A 19,329-nucleotide genomic window follows, 5' to 3' on the forward strand; every position below is an offset into this window, starting at 1 on the left:
GATGGTATTCCTTAAATACTGGTATTGTTGGTTTTCGTTGTTTTTTCATGCGACAATTTTATGTCGCATTAATTGCTTGTAAATTAATTTTTTTAAAAAAAGAGGTGTCTTTTGGGACACCCCCTATTTTATATTTTGTTCAAATTTCAACATTATAGGAATAATTAATGATAAAAAATCAAAAATTAGAACCAATCAATAAAATCAACTTGTTGTATTTTTTACTATTTATTTGCAAATAATTTATAGATGTTGATAGTATAACAATACCTCTCAATATTATTGTGTTATTTTTTTGGGGTGTCAATTAATATCCCATGCTGTCTTCTGCGTTTTACTGCATTTCTTTCCACAAAAAACTGTTCCCCTGTTAAGGGGTCAGAGCCTGTGTAATACTGTATGGACGAGAGTGTCATGGGCAATGGTATAAATGCCTGGCACTGATACGGCACATAGCCAAATAATGCAGCAATGTCACTGCGCATCCTGTGCACAGAGCTATTAGTACTTCCAGGATGGCAACTCATCAAATACGGCACCAGGTAATACTCCCTGCCTAAGCGTTTGCATGCAGCATTAAAAGCCCCAACAAATTCTTCAAGTGGTATAGCACTTATTTTGCGCATGGCTCTGAGCACTGTTATATCCGTATGTTCGGGAGCAATCTTAAGCTGACCGCTGACAAAATGTTTCACAAGAAATTCCAGGTTTTGTTTAGCGTTGTTTCCCTGCATAAACAGATCATACCGTATACCAGAGCCAACAGAAACCTTCTTCACAGTGGGTAGGGTCAGAGCATCCTCCATAAGACCAAGCCATCTATCTGTTGCAAGCTTTAAGTGTTTGCACACAGCAGGAAACACACAGCTTTCACGGTTACATCCACCTATTGCACATGCAAACCCATACATGTTTGCCGATGGTCCGCCAATATCGCTTATATGCACTTTGCGCCTGGACACAGTAACTATCTCCCGTTTTATTGAATCAGGCGTGCGCCAAACCACCAACTTGCCCTGATGCAGGGTAAGCGAACAAAACGAGCATCCTCCCGCACATCCACGATGCGCATTGATAGAATACTTAATCATTTCATACGCCGGTATAGTTTCTTTGTAGATTGGATGAGGTTTGCGCTCATACGGCAGTTCATAATATGCATCAAGCTCTTTTTGACTTAAAGCAGGCGGTGGCGTATGAATGATGTACCTGCCACCACTTTTCTGTGCTATTACTTTTGTACTGAAATTGCGGTAAAAAATTTTGTACATAGCACGCAATGAATCCATGTTTTCCATTGCATCTTCTTCCGGTGGCAGTTCAACAGCATCATCAGGTTTTTGTTTGGCGATAGTTACTGTGCCAGGAATCCCTTCCAGGCTCTGACCCCCTGCTATGCGCCGTGCTATCTGTACAACCTGATATTCGCCCATGCCATAGACAAGGATATCAGCACGGCTATCTACCAAAATGCTACGGCGCAGTTTGTTCTGAACAAAATCATAATGAAGGAGCCTGCGCATGGATGCTTCAATACCACCAATGACGATGGGGACATCCTTAAAACGCTGTTTTATAAGATTACAGTAGGTAATAACCGCATGAGAAGGTTTTATGCCGCCTTTGCCACCGGGTACATAGGGGTCATCATTTCGTATTTTTTTAAACGCCGTAAAGCGTGAAAGCATTGAATCTATGTTGCCGCTACTTACGCCAAAAAAAAGATTGGGTCTTCCAAATTCTTCTATGGAGGATGGATCTAAAAAGTTGGGCATTGGAATAATCCCAACACTAAAGCCTGCTTTTTCTAAAACACGGCCAATGACAGCAATACCAAATGACGGGTGATCAACATAAGCATCACCCGTCACCAGGATTATATCAACGTTCTTCCAGCCTCGTTTTAAAGCTTCATCTTTTGTTACTGGCAAAAACAATGGTGCATCCTACAACTTTACTTCAATCTTTTCTCCAATATGGTTGCGCTGCTTTATATATTCAAGCTTATTTAACGCATCAACAAATGAAAGGATACCTGCCACCGAAATGTCAATATTAACACCATTGCCAAATACTTTGAGCTGTCGCCCATTTATTTCTTCAACCACTGTTACCGTTACCTCACACAATGCATCTGATCCGCCAGTGATAGCAACTAAATTGAAAGATTCTATCTTTGCCGTAGTACCGGTAATCTTTTTAACAGCATTAATACCGGCATCTACACCACCGTTGCCATGAGCCACATCAAATGTTTCAACACCATCATTGTAGCGGTCTTTAATGGTTACCAGCGTCATTGGTGGCGAATACATACCGGTTGAAATCTGTACATTGGTAACTTTATAGCGCCCCTTCATCTTGTACACTGCTTCGCCTACCAGTACTTCTAAGTCTTCATCAAATATCTGTTTCTTTTTATCAGCAAGCACCTTAAAGAGTTTGAAGAAACGTTCTAATTCCTCATCGGTGAGGTTATAGCCCAAACTGTTCAACCGCGCAATAACTGCATGGCGGCCTGAGTGTTTTCCCAGTACCAGCGTTGATCTGGTAATTCCTACATCTTCAGGTTTCATAATTTCATACGTCATTGCATTTTTCAGTACACCATCCTGATGTATACCTGATTCATGGGCAAATGCATTGGCACCCACAATCGCCTTATTTGGCTGCACCCCAACACCGGTAATATGTGTCAGAAGCTTTGATGTTGACATGATTTGTTTTGAATTGATATCAGTATACACCTGAAATTTTTCACCCCGTGTTTTCAATGCCATTACCAGCTCTTCCATGGCGGTATTGCCTGCACGCTCACCAATACCATTAACAGTACACTCCACCTGCCGTGCACCGGCTTCTATTGCAGCCAGCGCATTTGCTGTGGCAAGCCCTAAGTCATTATGGCAATGCACTGATATAATTGCCTTATCAATATTTGGTACGGTATTGAAAAGAAATTTTATAAACTCATGAAACTCCGATGGGATTGCATATCCCACAGTATCAGGGATGTTCACAGTTGTAGCGCCAGCTTTAATAACTGCTTCCACCATCTGTGCTACATAATTCCAGTCGCTTCGTGTTGCATCCATTGGCGAAAATTCAACATTAGAGGTGTATTTTGCAGCATGCTTTACTGCATCAACAGCTATCGCCAAAACTTCTTCACGAGTCTTTTTAAACTGATACTGAATATGAATATCCGAGCTTGAAATAAAGGTATGAATACGTGGATTTTCCGCATACTGCAATGCATCCCATGCCACATCAATGTCTTTGAAGTTGGCACGCGCAAGCCCTGCCACCTGAACCCCTTTTACTCTTTCGGCAATGCGTTTTACCGCTTCAAAATCACCCGGTGATGAAATGGGAAATCCAGCTTCAATAATATCCACTCCCAATTTTACAAGCTGGTCAGCAAAATGAAGTTTTTCATCAATGTTCATGCTGAAACCCGGCGCCTGTTCACCATCACGCAATGTTGTATCAAATATAAATACTTTATTTTGTTTTGATTTTGTTACTGTCATATCCTTATCTCCTTTACCTGTAGTTGATATCATAATTTAGAGGATAATTTCATGATAATAATTTTTTGTAGTAATCGTTGGGGATTCATCCCTCTACACCTCCAGTGCATATAAAATAAAACCGCCACGGGGTTTCCGTGGCGGCATACAATTTCACTATACCAATACCTCTCACGAAACCCCTGTTGCGGTTTTTCCCAATAGTAGTAGTCCTAAAAGGTTAGCTATGTTATAAAGGGTTCGTGAAATCATAGTAGATGTCATAATAGTAAATACACCAGTTTTGAATTCCAATTAATCACACAATGCATAATTGTCAATATATTTTAATTATTACATAATAAAATTTTACTCACTTATTACGTTTCGGTAAAATCCAGGTAAATGAATACACTTTTATTGTACTTCTATACCGTTTCACCTGTATCTTTTCACTGATAAACAATCTATTTATAAACCTGTTTGCGTTTAACTAAATTTTTATAAATAATTTAACACTTGCCATTATTGCCACAATACTATAGACTCCATTTCCAGCAGGTTATACTATTCATACTATGGGAGCACATACTTTATGAAAAAAGCCAACTCCTTCATTCAGCAGTTTTTGGCAATGGAATCTGCAAGTGGAATTTTGATGATCATTGCCACCATACTGGCTATGATTATTGCCAATTCACCTTTCAAGCTGTTATACACCATGATGCTTGAGCTTCGTTTTGCAGTGTCAATTGGTACTTTTGCAATCGATAAACCTCTTTTGCTCTGGATTAATGATGGGCTCATGGCAATATTTTTCTTCATGATTGGCCTTGAACTTAAAAGAGAACTTATTGAAGGGGAACTATCGAACATAAAAAAAGTAGCAATGCCAGCTATTGGCGCAGCTGGAGGCATGATCCTTCCTGCTCTTATCTATGCAGCATTTAATTACAATGACGCGCAAGCGTTAAAAGGTTGGGCAATACCTGCAGCCACCGATATTGCATTCTCGTTAGGTATTCTTTCATTACTGGGCAACCGTGTTCCACTAAGTATCAAGATATTTTTAACTTCGCTTGCTATCTTTGATGATCTGGGTGCTATCATTATCATTGCATTTTTTTATACTGCAAATCTTTCTTTTACCGCCCTTGCTGTATCGCTTCTTTGTATTCCGGTATTATTGTTCATCAACAAAAAAGGCATTACCTCAAAAAGCATATATGGTATCATAGGAATAGTAATGTGGGCAGCCATGCTAAAATCAGGTGTTCATGCAACACTGGCAGGTGTTATACTGGCATTATGTATCCCTTTAACATCAGAAGATGGAACTTCACCACTGAGAGAATTTGAACATGATGTACATCATGCTGTAGCTTTTATTATATTACCACTATTTGCATTTGCCAATACTGGAATTGATTTTAGTGGGATGACAGCTCTCAAGCTTTTTCATGGGGTGCCCATTGGCATTGCAGCAGGTCTTTTTATTGGCAAACAGGCAGGCATATTTATGTTTTGCTACACTGCATGGAAACTTGGTATAGCATCGCTGCCATCTCAAACCAACTGGAAGATGCTGTATGGCACTGCACTACTATGTGGTATAGGTTTCACCATGAGTCTTTTTATTGGCTCACTGGCTTTTGAAGAAACTGGTAGCAATCTTTTATTTGATGAACGCGTCGGGATCCTGGCAGGGTCACTGCTGTCAGGGATTTTTGGGTATTTTGTGTTACATAGAACACTTCCTGAAAGGCAAGTGTAAAAATTCATTGCAAAGATTTCCAACTATATTGTGAAGGCAGAGCACTCTATTTTTTAAAATTAAGATTGCCACACCCCAATTTCATCAGGACTGGTAATGACATCATGAGCTAATTTTTATTAGTTTAGCTGGTAACTTTTACATTCAGGAGCAACCCGCTAAATACTACATTATTACCAGGTAAAGCTATCAATAATTTTTTTCTTAAAAACTCTCTGAAAATCCTTTCTTAAATTATTGACAATGTATGCATTTTCGTAATTATATTAGATCCATGGAAATTTCAGCAAAATCATTTATAGCCAATCCTGAAGAATGCCCCTATCTTCATAATAAAACAAAGACATACCGCTATTCCGTACTGTATAACCTCTCGCCTGAAGAACACAACACACTTTTAGCACAGGGATGGCGACATTTTGGCTATACATTTTTTCAGCCAGCCTGCTATTCATGTATGCTCTGCATCCCGGTCAGGATTAAAACATTTGATTTTAAGCCCACAAAAAGTCAGCGCAGGACTTTACGCAAAAATGTAAACACACGTGCCTGCATCAATGAACTAACCCTTACACGGAAAATTTACAGCATATATGAAGACCATTCCATATCCCGTTTTAAAGAGCTGCCATCACTGCAATTTTTATTGTCAAATGTACTTGATGTATGTTCTAACACCTACCAGATAGAATACTATTGCAGGTCACAATTGTTTGCTGTCGACTACATCGATGAAACACATGAAGCATTAAGTTCCATTTACTGCATCTATCACTCAGATTTTGCTTACTTAAGTCCAGGAATTTACAGTATCCTCTATGCCATTGAATTAGCCCATCAAAAAGGGCTTCCCTACCTATACTTAGGCTACTATGTTCCTGGCTGCAAGGTTATGGAATATAAAATATCTTTTCATCCCTATCAATGGTTTAACTGGGAAAAACAACAGTGGTGCGATGAGCCAGTTACTCTTTAGAACTATCGCTCAAGTAATGCTGTATCAATGATGTTTGTCACATGCTCATCAATATAACTGTACGTCAAATCAGTAGGTTGTGCTTCTGGAAAAACATTTTTAAACACACCATTAGCCTGCGCATGGATAAAGCTATATGCACTATCAGAATAATCGTGTGAACTTTGCCATAATGCAACCCCCACCACAAGTAGTACTACTGCAGCAATAGACCCAAAGGAAATATACAATCTATTTCGTTTTTTTACGCGTGCTACTACCACTGCAGCAATTTTTTCATCCCACGCGTTACTTTCCAATCGCTCGTTGATTGCTCTATCAAAATGTGTAGTATTCATACTTCCTCCTGTAACAACTTATAAAGAATCAGTTTGCCTCGGGATAAGCGCGATTTTACCGTACCTTTGGGAATACCAAGCTTACCTGCAATCTGTGTTTCATCATTGCCCAGGGCTTTCAGTTTTATAACATCTTTATACTTTTCAGGGAGCTTTTCAATAACAGGCATGAGCGATAGTTCATCGTAGTGAATCTCAGGAGGATAATAATCTATACTATGTGAAAGCCTTTGAAGTTTTTGCTCCTGTCGCAGTAGCTTCTTGTTCATACGTTTTGCCTCATTTGCCGCTATGCGATACAGCCACGTCTCAAGTGATGACTTTTCCTTGAATTTTCCTGCAACTAAACTTCGGTAAGCCCGTATATACGTTTCCTGGACTACATCATCAATTGCCTCATAAAACTGTGCTGCAAGATGCCTGTGAACAGCTTGCAGCACAACTGCCTTTGTTTGACCAACAATTATTGCAAATTCTTTTTCGTTCATGGTGCACGCTTCACCGCTTACATCATTGGTTCGTCAAATCCCATTGGGCCATGTGGGCGCATCTTTTCCATTCTTTGCATTTCCATCTGCTTGTATGCTTTGAGCTTTTTTAACTGGTCTTTGTTGAGCTGTTTTTCAATATCCATAACATGCTGTATTCTTAGTATATGAAGCTCAATCCGTAAATCGCCTATCTCTTTCAGTTTAGCTCGCACTGCATTAATGTCAACTTCATCTTCAAGTAAAAGCTTTTTTAATTGTACCATTTTTGGAGCTAATTTTTCCCGTATATCAAGCATACGCTTTTCATACAGATTATTGATTTCAACTATCTTATCAACCTGTGCATCGGAAAGCCCCAATTCCTGCTTAAGCCGCTCTACATCGCCAAAGATTGGACCCTTTTTCATGGGCATATCACAACATTGCCCTTTCCCTTTTGGCCCTTGTGCAAATGCAACCGTTGTAACAAGTGTCAGAGCCAGAGCATACATAAAAACTTTTTTCATACTAATCCCCCTTCAAGTATAGTAGCTTCTCAAATTTTGACCATTAGACCCTTATTTAAAACATTTAGTTCCATTTTTTCTTTGGTAGATAAATAAAATTTCATTGACTTTTTTACATTATATAATTAGTTTACTATCAAACTAATTTAGTTTTGTACAAAACTATATGAAAATCACCAGCCAAAATTTTATATATTCTTTATCACGGATCAGACACCTGGCACATACATTTTTAACTGAAGAGTTAAAAAAAGTTTCAATTACCGATATACCACCTTCATTTGGCGACGTATTTGTTATCGTAACCTTTAAAGGCCCCCTCTCATTAAAGGACATCTCATCATATACCTATAAAGATAAATCAACAATCACGCTTATTGTAAAACATATGGAAAAACATGGCTATTTTAAACGCATTGTCAATCCACAGGATAAACGAAGTTTTCTAATTGCCCCTACAAATAAATCTCTGGCTTTAAAAAAATCTTTTAAAACTATCTCTGAAAAAATGAATAAAAAGCTTTTCTATAATTTATCAGAGCAAGAACAACAACATCTTTTTATACTCTTAGAAAAGGTTATGGCAAATATTAAGTAGCATGTAATCAATCACGGAAGGAGTTATTCATATCTCTGCTGATGGTTCTCATAATGAATGGAAATTATAGGTAACACATGGTATTCTGAATGTATTTTAAGAATCTTTTTCTGACAGTATATGCCTAAAACATTCTGGCTCCTGTGAAAGTGAAGATATAGACTTGCTATTTATATTTTTAAGGAGGTTCCATATGGATAGTTATGAAACATTACAGCAGATACTTGACTCACACCCATCCACCGCTCCAAAAACCAAAACATTTATGGAAATTTTACACATATTGTTTACACCGCAGGAAGCTCAACTTGCAACGTATATGAGTTTTAAAGGTAAAACCGTGAAAGATATTGCAGCAGCTTCGCATATGGACATGGAATTAGCACGCCAGATACTGGAACAGATGGCAAATAAAGCCATTATTTACACTGCAAAAAAGGATAACGAAATACTCTATGGGCTTGTTCCAACCATACCAGGATTATTTGAATTTCCTTTTATGAAAGGCATGACAACCGAAACGCATAAAAAGCTTGCACAGCTGTGGGAAAAGTACCATCATGAAGCATTAGGTAATTCATTCAGTGGCAATCCCACACCGCTCATGCGAGTATTGCCCGTTGATACTGCTATAGAACCTGGCATTGTTATTCATCCCTTTGAAGAAGCACGAAAACTCATTGAAAAAGCTCATTATATTGCTCTTACCAACTGTGCATGTCGTGTAAGTGTCCATAAATGTGATAAACCACTTGATGTGTGCATGATATTTGATGGCGCTGCTGAATTCCTTGTTGACCGAGGATATGCCTGGAAGGCAAGTGTTGACCAAACAATCAATGCATTAATGAAAAGCGAGAAAGCCGGGCTGGTTCATACCAGTAATAACAGCAAAGACCGAGCCACAGTTATTTGCAATTGCTGTCCATGTTGCTGTACTGTGCTTAGAGGAAGAACTCAAGCTGGGAATATCAATGCATTCAGCACAAGCCGCTTTGAAGCAAAAATTGATATAAACAATTGCTCTGGCTGTGAAGCATGTGCAAATGGCCGATGCCCAATGAATGCTATAAGCATGGATAATGGTATGGCTTCCGTAGATGCATCACAATGTATTGGATGTGGCCTTTGTGCAAGTGTCTGCACTTCACATGCAATTACATTAATTGAAAGAACATCAACACCTGATATACCAGCTACCGTAACAGAGATGGGAATTAAAGTAGCACAGGAAAAAGGAAGATTGGATAGATTTATTGAAGTTATGAAGAAATAACATAATGCATGTAAACTCTGCTCCTTGACGTCAACAGAGTTTACATGCACTTTGCTTTCAATTACATTCCTAACATTGCCTTCTTGAGGCTTTCCTGAACTGGCTTTGGTCCAAGCCATATTGCAAACAATGCTTTCTTAAGATCAAGCCCTGCAACAGAACCCAATGTGGTTGTTTTCTTTGTTTCTGTTTTAGTAAACACTGCTGTAATTCCTGCTTTGGGGTCATATCCCAACTGGATTACATCACCTTTCTTGAATTCAACAGCATCAAAAAGCTTTAAGAAAGCGTCCTGTTTGGCAGTTGCATACCCACTTGATGCAGCCTGTGCAAAACCCTCTTTGGTTGCTTCTAAAAATCTTTCTTTGTTTAACAATACCGAATCTATAACCAGTACTACTGCCATTGGCTCATCAGCTTCAACAATGGCTTTTGCATCAGCTGTTTTAAGGCTTTCAGGTACCCAAAGTGTTGCATAATACACAGTACCTAATATCCCTTTTGTTCTTTTGCCAGTACCTTTTTTTACCAGCTCCTTGCCTCCAATACTCAGCGAAAAAACATCTGACATCATGCAAACGGCAACCAGTAATGCTATAACAACTACCACACTTTTACGCATATTAACCTCCTTGTGTTATTATAATTTTTTTAATATAGTTAGTTAATGGTTATATAGTAACTATAGTCTATTTATACAATAGTCAATTAAAAAATTTTCTGTTCTAGTATAATCGATAATGTATCCATAACATCAAAAAAATCATCCCATTCATAGTATTCTTTATCTTTTGGTAAAAACTTTTTTAAAAGGCCCCGGGCAAACACTATATCAGCATACTTTGCCATCTCAATATCAGTAGGACCATCACCAATAGCTATTTTGCACGGGTGGCGATAGTTACTCATAATGGCAGCCTTTGCCACCAGTTCACCTTCATGCTCATACTCAGAATATACTTTGAGATACTCACCGCTTGCATCAATCTTTGCTGCATAGACTGCGGTTACGTATTCTTTCAGATTGCCTAACTTTCGCACCACGCTATCGTATAATCCGCCAGATATAATAATAACAGGGATGGATCTATTATTGCAATATTCCAGAAACTCTCCAAATCCCGGCCGTATTTCTTTATCATCGATGTATGCCAGCATATCTTTATATAATGAAGAGGGTAAAGATTCAAGTAACTGTCGCACACCCTGTCTGATGGTAAGCTCTTTATTCCACATCTTTCTGCCAATTTCATCAAATAAATCCGGAGCAAAGGTTTTACACATTCCCACAAATGTCTCAACGGTAGTTATAGTGCCATCAAAGTCACAGAATATGCTGTATGTAGTATTGTTTTGTTGCATTATATAATAGTTTTGAAAATAAGTTAGATATTAATCCAATGAACTATCGCCCTGCGATTTTTCTAAAAGCGCTGTTGCATTGTTCAAAATGCTTCGGGAAGTATGCGCAAGCTGCTGGATTTCATCAACCATCTGAGAAACAACCTCATTCATATGTTCAATGGCTTTTGCGCTTGCTTCAATTGCTGCTTTTTGCTCTTCAGTACCAGCACCAATATTTTTTGCCAATTCAACGTTTTTTTCCATCTGGTCAATGATATTTTTTATGTACCGCTCTTCAACAGTTACACTATCCTGCAGTATTTTAATCTTTGATGAGCTTTCGGCCATACGAGCAATCAGATCCTTTAACATCTCAGCAGTAGTCCTGATAACTTCCACACCAGTTTCAGTAGTTTTTGTGCTCTGTATCAGCACCTTTTCAATATCTTTGATACTCTCAGATGTTTGAAAGGCCAGTTTGCCAATTTCATCCGCTACCACTGCAAATCCCCTACCATACTCGCCTGCACGCGCAGCCTCAATGCTAGCGTTAAGTGATAGTAAATTTATTTTATCAGCAATATCAACTATTACGTTAATAGTGTCACCAATTTTCTGACTTTGCTCACGTATCTGATTGATGGTTGCCTCCACCTCTTTGATTCTTTCGTTAGCATTGCCTGTACGCGCAACAACATTTTCAACTTCCTGAATTGTTTTATCTAAATTTTGCCGTGTTTCGTTTTTTATAACTTTGAACTCGCTAACAATGGTTTCCATCATCTCATTGCCACCCACCTGCTCTTCGGAAATGCGTGCAATGCTTTCCGCTGAACCCAGCAGTTCTTCCAGTGTTGCGGATATTTCTTCAAAGGTTGAAGCCTGATTCTGCATCTTTTCGTTAAATTTTACAGTGAGTATGTCCTGCTGTTTAACCTGTTCCAGTAAATCTGCTACCTTTTCTTTGATAGTTTCGTTGAGTTGTCGTTGTACATCCGATTGTTCCTGAATAATAGATAGTTGTTTGGTGGAGCGGTCATCATACTGCTGAACTACTTTTATATTCCGTGAAGCTAATATACCAAATACAGCAGTAATCATGATAAAGAAAATCTCGCGAAATATTATAAAACCGTGGACCGGCTTGCCATCAAGTGTTGCATCCCAGTGTATGACTGCTCCATGAGCTATCGCCACTAATACAAACGCAGTCCATGTTACTACCGTATAGCCAGTGTAAAAGGCCATAAGCCGCCGATTGAAGTATAGTTGCAGCATTACCAGTAATATAACCATAAGAACTGAGCTATTATACGACTCAAGCGCAAATGTCCAGTCATACTTTTGTGCATAGGCAAACTTGGCTGCTAAGGGTATATTAACACTGATAAATCCCAGAATCCATTCAAAAACGCCAGTTGATTTTAGTAATTTTTTTCTTTTATAGATGAAATATGCCAGTAATATACAAATGGTACTGATAAACGATAGCCGTAAAATTTCCAGAATATCAACTTTCCCCAATATCTGGAATATATGGGCAATGACCGCTATTATTATAAATAGTATAATATATGTTCCACTTGATTTTATTTCCAGAACCTGTCGTGCTGTATATTTTGTTTCCATAGGAACCTCACAAAATGTTATTCAAAGGCTCTAAGTACTTATAGTATACAATGTAAGCAGCAACATCAACAATAATACTATGTTAGTAACAATAAATTGCTATAAAAAAATAATAATCCTATCAGTACAAATTAGCATAATCATATTTTACATTATATATAGTATAGCTCATACCGTCTATTTATCCTTATGGGCATCTAAAAAAACTACTTATTTCCGAAATAATTCACATAATAGAAAGCAGTTTTAACCTATATATAGTCCCACAAGGGAACATCCTATCGTAATATCCACATGTACGGTGCAAGGAAAAATATGATATACACTCCATTTGCCTTTAGAGGTGGGATGATGTTGCATTGTTGGCCTTAAAAAAGTTAAGGGATAAATACTGAAAATTTTTTATAAAAACATTTGCATTTTTATATTACCTATAACCCACTATTAGCAAATATTCAAAATGATTATTCCTTAAAAGTATTCCATCCTCTCCATGGTTGGAATATGAATGAAATTTTATTTATCAATTAAGGCAGTCCTGGCATGAATACTATTAACATTGCAACATTAAACAAAAAACGCTATCTGCATGTATTACTCCCTCTTTTTGCTGGTTCAATTATTGCATATTTAGATAGAGTTAATATAGCATACGCAGCTCTTACCATGAATACGGATTTAGGTTTCTCTGCCGAAATATTTGGCATAGGTGCCGGCATTTTTTTTGTGGGCTATATACTCTTTGAAATTCCCGGGGCAATCATTGCTGAAAAGTGGAATCCCAAAGGGTGGCTCATGCGTATCATGATTACCTGGGGAATAGTATCTTTTTTCATGGCATTTATCACCAAACCATGGCATTTTTATCTGTTGCGCTTTTTACTGGGCAGTGCTGAGGCAAGCTTTTACCCGGTATTATATGCAAGCATGATACCTCGCTGGTTTACACCAGAAGAGCGCCCTAAAGCCATTGCCCTTATGCTTACATCACTTCAGGTTTCAGCAATAATTGGATCTCCTCTTGCAGGGCTTTTACTGGATATATCAGCGTTTGGCCTTAAAGGCTGGCAACTTTTATTTATATGCGAAGCAATACCAGCACTGTTATTTGGAATACTTCTATACTTTATTCTTTCAAATGACCCACAGCAGGTCAGCTGGCTCACTGATGCTGAAAAGAAGTATTTGAAGGATGAGCTATCGCATGAGCAAACACAAAAAGGGCAGCATTACACAGTATGGCAGGCACTCAAAGATAAAGAAGTATTGAAGCTTGCACTCATCTATTTTCTATGGATAACCGGCTTCTGGGGTTTCAATTACTGGATGCCAACAGTCATTAAGGAGTTATCCGGCTGGTCAAATATTGCCATTGGCCTTCTTTTTGCCATTCCCATGACATTGTCTCTTATTGTCATGGTGTATATTGGTCACTCATCCTCAAAAACTGGTGAAAAGCGCCTCCATGGCGCAGTTCCGCTTGGCATTGCTGCTATAGGACTGGGTGCTGGTGTTTTTATCAAAGACCCAGCAATTAACATGATTTTTGTATCCTTAGCAGCAATTGGTGTTTTTGGTCCTTTTGGAGTATGGTGGTCATACCCAACAACATTTCTGTCCGGGGCAGCAGCTGCCGGAGCTATTGGCCTTATCAATTCATCCGGAAATATTGGTGGGTATGTTGGCCCTTATCTTATAGGCATTATTAAGGATATTACCAACTCATTTGAAATATCATTTGTTATCCTTGCATGTATGGTGCTGACATCTGGCATCATGATGCTCACACTGAAAAAGAAGGTGTAACCATGAAAGGTTTTGTGCAATGCTATACCGGCAATGGAAAAGGAAAGACAACTGCGGCAATAGGGCTTGCTATCCGGGCAGCTGGCTGGGGCAAGCATTCAATTATCATTCAATTTTTAAAGGGGCAAAAGTCCGGTGAACAGATAGCACTTAAGCGATTTAACGATTTAATAACAATTGAAACATACGGTACCAAAAACTTTTATATTCCCGGCAACAATGATGCTGAATATAAAGCATTAGCACACAAAGCATACAACCGCTGTATGGAAGTTTGTGGCGATAGTTTTTACGAGATAATTATCTGTGATGAAATACTGACAGCGCTCCATTTCAAGCTAATTACCATGAAAGATATCATTGCATTGATAAAAACCAGGCGAAATGATGCAGAATTAATACTAACCGGTAGAGGGCTTCCCAAAAAACTGCATCCATACTGTGACCTTATAACTGAGATGAAAGATATCAAACATTATTATGAGAAGGGAGTTAATGCACGAAAAGGAATAGAATGGTGAGTATATAATCTAACGGCGAAGTTTAAGCTTCGCCGTTAGATTTTTGTTTCTTTTACTTGCCCTGAAGTTTCTTTGCATCATTGATGAGTGTATCAACAACAGTTGGATCTGCCAGTGTTGAAGTGTCACCCATACCTGATTTATCAAATTCTCCTGCTGCAATCTTCTTTAAGATTCGGCGCATTATCTTACCTGAACGGGTCTTGGGAAGTGCATCTGCCCACTGTATCATTTCAGGAGTTGCAATTGGTCCAATCTCCTTACGAACGTGAGCAACAAGCTCTTTTTTAAGCTCATCAGATTTTTCCACACCAGTCTTAAGAGTTACGAATGCATAGATTGACTGACCTTTAATTTCATGTGGGTAGCCAACAACAGCAGATTCAGCTACTTTTGGATGAGCTACAAGAGCTGATTCAATTTCAGCAGTTCCCATACGGTGGCCGGATACGTTGATAACGTCGTCAACACGGCCAGTGATCTGGTAGTAACCATCTTTATCACGTTTACAGCCGTCACCGGTGAAGTACTTGCCAGGGAACTGTGTAAAGTAGGTATTGAAGAATCTTTCTGGATCCCCGTATACACCTCGCATCTGGCCTGGCCATGATCGCTTGATGCACAGGTTGCCTGTGCATACACCTTCAAGTTCAGTGCCATTATCATCAACAATACATGGTTCAACGCCAAAGAATGGAACAGTAGCCATAGCTGGCTTAATGTCAATTGCACCTGGTAGTGGAGTAATGAGGATTCCACCAGTTTCTGTCTGCCACCATGTATCAACTATTGGACACTCACCCCTGCCTATCTTATGATAGTACCAGTTCCATGCTTCTGGATTCAACGGTTCACCAACTGAACCAAGCAGCTGTATTGATGAAATGTCATGCTTTTCAACCCAGCTGTCGCCTTCTTTTGCCAGTGCACGGATAGCTGTTGGAGCTGTGTAGAAAATATTAACTTTATATTTTTCAACGATTGCCCAGAATCTTCCAAAGTCCGGGTATGTTGGAACACCTTCAAACATAATAGTGGTTGCACCATTTGCAAGTGGTCCATATACAATGTAAGAGTGACCGGTTACCCACCCAATGTCAGCAGTACACCAGTAGATGTCACCATCATGGTAGTCAAAAATCATCTTGTGTGTAAATGCAACATAGGTTAAATATCCACCGGTTGTATGCATAACACCTTTTGGTTTTCCGGTTGATCCAGAAGTATACAGAATGAATAGTGGGTCTTCAGCATCCATTTCTTCTGGTGGGCAATTGGCATCAACCTTTGCCATTTCTTCTTCATACCACTTATCCATTTTGTCATTCCAGTTAACCTGGATCTTATCGCCAACCCGTTTTACAACGATGTGCAGGCGAACAGTTGGACATTCAGCAATAGCTTTATCAGCATTGTCTTTCTGTGGAACAGCCTTTGCCCCACGGAATGTACCGTCGCAGGACACTACAACTTCTGATTTACAGTCCTGAATTCGGTCACGAAGCGCTTCAGCAGAGAAACCACCAAATACTACCGAGTGGATAGCACCAATTCGTGTACATGCCAAAATACCAATAGCAAGCTCAGGAATCATAGGAAGGAAGAATGTAACGCGGTCGCCTTTTTTTACACCATTCTTCTTCAATACATTGGCAAACTTACATACCTGCTCGTGCAGTTCTTTGTAGGTGAACTTTTTGTCTTCAGTGGGCTCATTGCCTTCCCAGATCAGCGCAACCTGGTTGCCGCGTTTTTCCAGATGTCTGTCAAGACAGTTGTAGGATACGTTTAACTTTCCATTGACAAACCAACGTACCCACAGATCCTTAGCGGTAGTTCCATAGTTGCAATCCATTACCTTGTCCCATTTCTTGAACCAGGTAACATACTCTTCGGCAATTTTTCCCCAGAAGCCTTCTGGATTTGCCAGTGATTCTTTCCACATCTTTTCGTACTCTTCCCGGCTCTTTATATACGCTTTCTTGCGGAATTTCTCAGGAACCGGGTAAATCTCTTTTAATGTAACTTCTGCCATCTATTACCTCCGATGTTTATATTATAGTATGAGTATTATGGGCACCGCTATATTGCGGTGTAACCCCTACGCATTCTTAAATTGTTCTTTCAAATATGAAGCAATCATTGAATCATAGTTTGATGTCAACTCAAAAACCTTAATTGCCAATCTGAAATTTGTCTTTTCTGAAACAGCACCATTATTTGCTTCCATGTCTTTAAGCACAGCTTCATAATCAGATGGGTCCACGATAACGGTAACATATTTATAATTTTTTGCTGATGAGCGCAGCATTGCCGGGCCGCCAATATCTATATTTTCTATGGCTTCTTCCAGCGTACACCCTTTTGCCACTGTCTGCTTAAATGGATATAAATTGATGACAACCATGTCAATGGGAATAATACCATGTTTCTGCATTGCAGCAATATGTTCAGGATTATCACGCAATCCTAAAAGTGCTCCATGTATCTTTGGATGCAATGTTTTAACCCTGCCATCCATCATTTCAGGAAAACCAGTGTAGTCTGAAACTTCTGTAACAGCAATACCAGAATCGCGTAACAGTTTTGCTGTGCCTCCGGTAGATAAAATATCAACTCCAAACTCTTTAAGCTTTGATGCAAACGGTACTATTCCTGATTTATCTGATAAACTTATAAGCGCTCGTTTAATTACTGACATTTTAACCTTATTTAACTATTTTAATTATACTAAAATTCGTTTTTATTATCATACTACGGTTATGACCATTTGAATAAGCACCTAAAAAAATACAAGCATTTTTTAAATCTGAACAAAATGACTGTATTTTAACAATAATCCAGACAACGAATAGCATATTTTTGTGAATGTTATTACCATGATAACCATCAATTCTTCATCATTATTGATATATTTATAATAGTTAATATGATACAATGAAACTAAACATCGGATTATCCGTATTGCACTTTTCACTACACTATACTGCTCTGACCCCAACAACCAGGAATTCTGTCATATCCCCAGCATTCTTCGCGTGAACCCCTATATTTTCTTATGCAGAGACACAGCAAACACAGGATTTGATATAGTGCTCTGACCCCATTTCCCACACGTATGGTTTTTACCGGTAACTATCGCTCATAATTTAAAAAAATTACTTACTCCAAAAAATTTTTATTGTCATTGAGAATAAATTATAGTATTTTTATACTAAAATAGTATAAAAGTATAAAACTATGATTAAACGAAAACAACAACAGATTTTAACCACAGCCGAAGCAATGTTTAACCGTTTTGGCATAAAAAAAACAGCGGTTGATGACATAGCCCGCGATGCCAGGGTTGCCAAAGCCACTATCTATAATTATTTTGGCAACAAAGAAGGTTTGCTTAAGGCCTTAATTACACAAAAAATACAGCAATTTGAATCGCGTTTACTGAAAACTGCTGAAACAGCCATAAATCCTGTAGATGTAATCAAATCATTAATCCAGGAGCACATACGCCTTTTTATCACCAACCCTTTCATTAACGACCCCGCGCTGCAGGATAACGAATTAAAAGAAGAACTCAGTCAAAAGGAAGAACATCTTTTACAAAAAATAGTACAGCAGGCATCCGTAAAAGGATTATTAAAAAGCGGCGATAGTAACCAGATAATTCATACACTGCTACTACTACTCAAAGGCATGGAATCATCCATTAAAAACATCTCGTTTTCAATGGATTCATTGAATAACAGCATCAATTTTATTTCAGAGACATTCTTTAAAAATAAGGCAAAGGAGGAACATAATGGCACAGCTTAATGTGATGCTGTTTGAATTCATTGTTTTTTCGGTTGCAGGATGGATGCTTGAGGTTGTTTACCGCTCACTAACCAATAAACGTTTTGTAAATCCTGGCTTTTTAACAGGGCCATACCTGCCTATCTATGGCACCGGCGCTCTTGTTATTACCTCTATTGCGTATGCCACCACACATCTTCCCGTACTCTATAAATTTGCCATTTATTTCATAGCATTAAGCCTGCTTGAATACGTAACCGGTGCTATCCTGTATATAATAACTGGCAAACGATACTGGGATTACACCGATGAACCCCTGAATATACAGGGACATGTATGCTTACCATTTTCGGTTATATGGGGTATGTTAGCGTTAGCATTTGAATTTGCTATTTTGCCCCTGTTTAGCTATTTTGTTGCTTCACTGAATACGGTTATCATTAATACAGCAATAAGCTTTGGCATAACACTCATGATTATTGATTATATGGTAACTCATACTATTGTACAAAAATTACTCCATGCACGATTGCCTGTTTTTAATCCCATCCAGTATAGGTTGGGACTTATTAAACTTCAGAATGATGCTCTCATCTCATTGCGCGGTTTTGTGGATACGGCTCTTTCATACAGAAAAAAATTTTCTATTATAAAACCTCTACAAGCAAATAAAATTATGAGATTATTCAAAAAGAGATATACTGCACTAATCAGCACCATTCGTAATAAAAACGAAAAACACAACTGATACTTGCATACAGGAGAA

General features: G+C 38.6%; 17 protein-coding genes and 1 pseudogene. 8 read left to right on the top strand and 10 right to left on the bottom strand.

Annotated elements, in window-relative coordinates:
• Window positions 1-287: 287 nt before the first annotated feature.
• Together AB1444_02495 and AB1444_02500 are read right to left on the bottom strand one after the other, a co-directional pair.
• On the bottom strand, window positions 288-1,931 hold the full coding sequence (locus tag AB1444_02495) for a YgiQ family radical SAM protein (protein MEW6525518.1): 1,644 nt from the start codon (window positions 1,929-1,931) through the stop codon (window positions 288-290).
• A 15-nt stretch (window positions 1,932-1,946) separates the two neighbouring features.
• Window positions 1,947-3,533 carry a 2-isopropylmalate synthase gene (locus tag AB1444_02500; protein MEW6525519.1) on the bottom strand — a complete coding sequence of 529 codons (1,587 nt, stop codon included), beginning with the start codon at window positions 3,531-3,533 and terminating at the stop codon, window positions 1,947-1,949.
• A 574-nt stretch (window positions 3,534-4,107) separates the two neighbouring features.
• Between AB1444_02500 and nhaA the strand changes: the two genes are divergently transcribed.
• Together nhaA and AB1444_02510 are read left to right on the top strand one after the other, a co-directional pair.
• Window positions 4,108-5,286 carry a Na+/H+ antiporter NhaA gene (nhaA, locus tag AB1444_02505; GenBank protein ID MEW6525520.1) on the top strand — a complete coding sequence of 393 codons (1,179 nt, stop codon included), beginning with the start codon at window positions 4,108-4,110 and terminating at the stop codon, window positions 5,284-5,286.
• 274 nt (window positions 5,287-5,560) lie between these two features.
• Window positions 5,561-6,262: a hypothetical protein gene (locus AB1444_02510; GenBank protein MEW6525521.1), complete on the top strand. Its 702-nt coding sequence runs from the start codon at window positions 5,561-5,563 to the stop codon at window positions 6,260-6,262.
• A 2-nt stretch (window positions 6,263-6,264) separates the two neighbouring features.
• Here AB1444_02510 and AB1444_02515 read toward each other — a convergent pair whose 3' ends face one another.
• Genes AB1444_02515 through AB1444_02525 form a run of 3 tightly spaced genes read right to left on the bottom strand, consistent with a single transcriptional unit; the run spans window position 6,265 to window position 7,597 of the window.
• A complete protein-coding gene (locus AB1444_02515) occupies window positions 6,265-6,600 on the bottom strand; it encodes a hypothetical protein (GenBank protein ID MEW6525522.1) in 336 nt (111 codons plus the stop codon).
• On the bottom strand, window positions 6,597-7,088 hold the full coding sequence (locus AB1444_02520; GenBank protein ID MEW6525523.1) for an RNA polymerase sigma factor: 492 nt from the start codon (window positions 7,086-7,088) through the stop codon (window positions 6,597-6,599). Before AB1444_02520 ends, AB1444_02515 begins: the two co-directional genes overlap by 4 nt.
• Window positions 7,089-7,105: 17 nt before the next feature.
• Window positions 7,106-7,597, bottom strand: a complete 492-nt coding sequence (locus tag AB1444_02525) for a periplasmic heavy metal sensor (protein ID MEW6525524.1) — start codon at window positions 7,595-7,597, stop codon at window positions 7,106-7,108.
• Window positions 7,598-7,763: 166 nt separating this feature from the next.
• Here AB1444_02525 and AB1444_02530 point away from each other — a divergent pair, with 166 nt between their 5' ends.
• Together AB1444_02530 and AB1444_02535 are read left to right on the top strand one after the other, a co-directional pair.
• Complete coding sequence (locus AB1444_02530; protein MEW6525525.1) at window positions 7,764-8,195, top strand: MarR family transcriptional regulator; 432 nt, start codon at window positions 7,764-7,766, stop codon at window positions 8,193-8,195.
• Between the two features lie 193 nt (window positions 8,196-8,388).
• Window positions 8,389-9,471: a 4Fe-4S binding protein gene (locus AB1444_02535; protein ID MEW6525526.1), complete on the top strand. Its 1,083-nt coding sequence runs from the start codon at window positions 8,389-8,391 to the stop codon at window positions 9,469-9,471.
• 61 nt (window positions 9,472-9,532) lie between these two features.
• Here AB1444_02535 and AB1444_02540 read toward each other — a convergent pair whose 3' ends face one another.
• From AB1444_02540 to AB1444_02550, 3 genes are all read right to left on the bottom strand, one after another.
• A complete protein-coding gene (locus tag AB1444_02540; GenBank protein MEW6525527.1) occupies window positions 9,533-10,093 on the bottom strand; it encodes a chalcone isomerase family protein in 561 nt (186 codons plus the stop codon).
• An 86-nt stretch (window positions 10,094-10,179) separates the two neighbouring features.
• Complete coding sequence (locus AB1444_02545; protein MEW6525528.1) at window positions 10,180-10,833, bottom strand: HAD-IB family phosphatase; 654 nt, start codon at window positions 10,831-10,833, stop codon at window positions 10,180-10,182.
• Window positions 10,834-10,863: 30 nt separating this feature from the next.
• A complete protein-coding gene (locus AB1444_02550) occupies window positions 10,864-12,444 on the bottom strand; it encodes a methyl-accepting chemotaxis protein (GenBank protein MEW6525529.1) in 1,581 nt (526 codons plus the stop codon).
• A gap of 543 nt (window positions 12,445-12,987) precedes the next feature.
• On the opposite strand from AB1444_02550, the gene AB1444_02555 reads away from it, so the two are divergent.
• Window positions 12,988-14,250, top strand: a complete 1,263-nt coding sequence (locus AB1444_02555; protein ID MEW6525530.1) for an MFS transporter — start codon at window positions 12,988-12,990, stop codon at window positions 14,248-14,250.
• Window positions 14,251-14,252: 2 nt separating this feature from the next.
• Window positions 14,253-14,771: a cob(I)yrinic acid a,c-diamide adenosyltransferase gene (locus AB1444_02560; protein MEW6525531.1), complete on the top strand. Its 519-nt coding sequence runs from the start codon at window positions 14,253-14,255 to the stop codon at window positions 14,769-14,771.
• Window positions 14,772-14,823: 52 nt separating this feature from the next.
• On the opposite strand, the gene acs is transcribed toward AB1444_02560, so the two are convergent.
• On the bottom strand, window positions 14,824-16,806 hold the full coding sequence (acs, locus tag AB1444_02565) for an acetate--CoA ligase (GenBank protein MEW6525532.1): 1,983 nt from the start codon (window positions 16,804-16,806) through the stop codon (window positions 14,824-14,826).
• Window positions 16,807-16,896: 90 nt separating this feature from the next.
• A pseudogene (purH, locus tag AB1444_02570) lies at window positions 16,897-17,472 on the bottom strand (bifunctional phosphoribosylaminoimidazolecarboxamide formyltransferase/IMP cyclohydrolase).
• 539 nt (window positions 17,473-18,011) lie between these two features.
• On the opposite strand from purH, the gene AB1444_02575 reads away from it, so the two are divergent.
• Window positions 18,012-18,584: a TetR/AcrR family transcriptional regulator gene (locus AB1444_02575; GenBank protein MEW6525533.1), complete on the top strand. Its 573-nt coding sequence runs from the start codon at window positions 18,012-18,014 to the stop codon at window positions 18,582-18,584.
• On the top strand, window positions 18,571-19,311 hold the full coding sequence (locus AB1444_02580) for a putative ABC transporter permease (protein MEW6525534.1): 741 nt from the start codon (window positions 18,571-18,573) through the stop codon (window positions 19,309-19,311). Before AB1444_02575 ends, AB1444_02580 begins: the two co-directional genes overlap by 14 nt.
• Window positions 19,312-19,329 lie beyond the last annotated feature (18 nt).

This window comes from Spirochaetota bacterium, assembly GCA_040756435.1.
Classification (GTDB): Bacteria; Spirochaetota; UBA4802; order UBA4802; family UB4802; genus UBA4802.

Coding starts and splice junctions, on each gene's coding strand:
- AB1444_02500 (MEW6525519.1), bottom strand. CDS start 3,533: ATGACAGTAACAAAATCAAAACAAAATAAAGTATTTATATTTGATACA.
- nhaA (MEW6525520.1), top strand. CDS start 4,108: ATGAAAAAAGCCAACTCCTTCATTCAGCAGTTTTTGGCAATGGAATCT.
- AB1444_02510 (MEW6525521.1), top strand. CDS start 5,561: ATGGAAATTTCAGCAAAATCATTTATAGCCAATCCTGAAGAATGCCCC.
- AB1444_02515 (MEW6525522.1), bottom strand. CDS start 6,600: ATGAATACTACACATTTTGATAGAGCAATCAACGAGCGATTGGAAAGT.
- AB1444_02520 (MEW6525523.1), bottom strand. CDS start 7,088: ATGAACGAAAAAGAATTTGCAATAATTGTTGGTCAAACAAAGGCAGTT.
- AB1444_02525 (MEW6525524.1), bottom strand. CDS start 7,597: ATGAAAAAAGTTTTTATGTATGCTCTGGCTCTGACACTTGTTACAACG.
- AB1444_02530 (MEW6525525.1), top strand. CDS start 7,764: ATGAAAATCACCAGCCAAAATTTTATATATTCTTTATCACGGATCAGA.
- AB1444_02535 (MEW6525526.1), top strand. CDS start 8,389: ATGGATAGTTATGAAACATTACAGCAGATACTTGACTCACACCCATCC.
- AB1444_02540 (MEW6525527.1), bottom strand. CDS start 10,093: ATGCGTAAAAGTGTGGTAGTTGTTATAGCATTACTGGTTGCCGTTTGC.
- AB1444_02545 (MEW6525528.1), bottom strand. CDS start 10,833: ATGCAACAAAACAATACTACATACAGCATATTCTGTGACTTTGATGGC.
- AB1444_02550 (MEW6525529.1), bottom strand. CDS start 12,444: ATGGAAACAAAATATACAGCACGACAGGTTCTGGAAATAAAATCAAGT.
- AB1444_02555 (MEW6525530.1), top strand. CDS start 12,988: ATGAATACTATTAACATTGCAACATTAAACAAAAAACGCTATCTGCAT.
- AB1444_02560 (MEW6525531.1), top strand. CDS start 14,253: ATGAAAGGTTTTGTGCAATGCTATACCGGCAATGGAAAAGGAAAGACA.
- acs (MEW6525532.1), bottom strand. CDS start 16,806: ATGGCAGAAGTTACATTAAAAGAGATTTACCCGGTTCCTGAGAAATTC.
- AB1444_02575 (MEW6525533.1), top strand. CDS start 18,012: ATGATTAAACGAAAACAACAACAGATTTTAACCACAGCCGAAGCAATG.
- AB1444_02580 (MEW6525534.1), top strand. CDS start 18,571: ATGGCACAGCTTAATGTGATGCTGTTTGAATTCATTGTTTTTTCGGTT.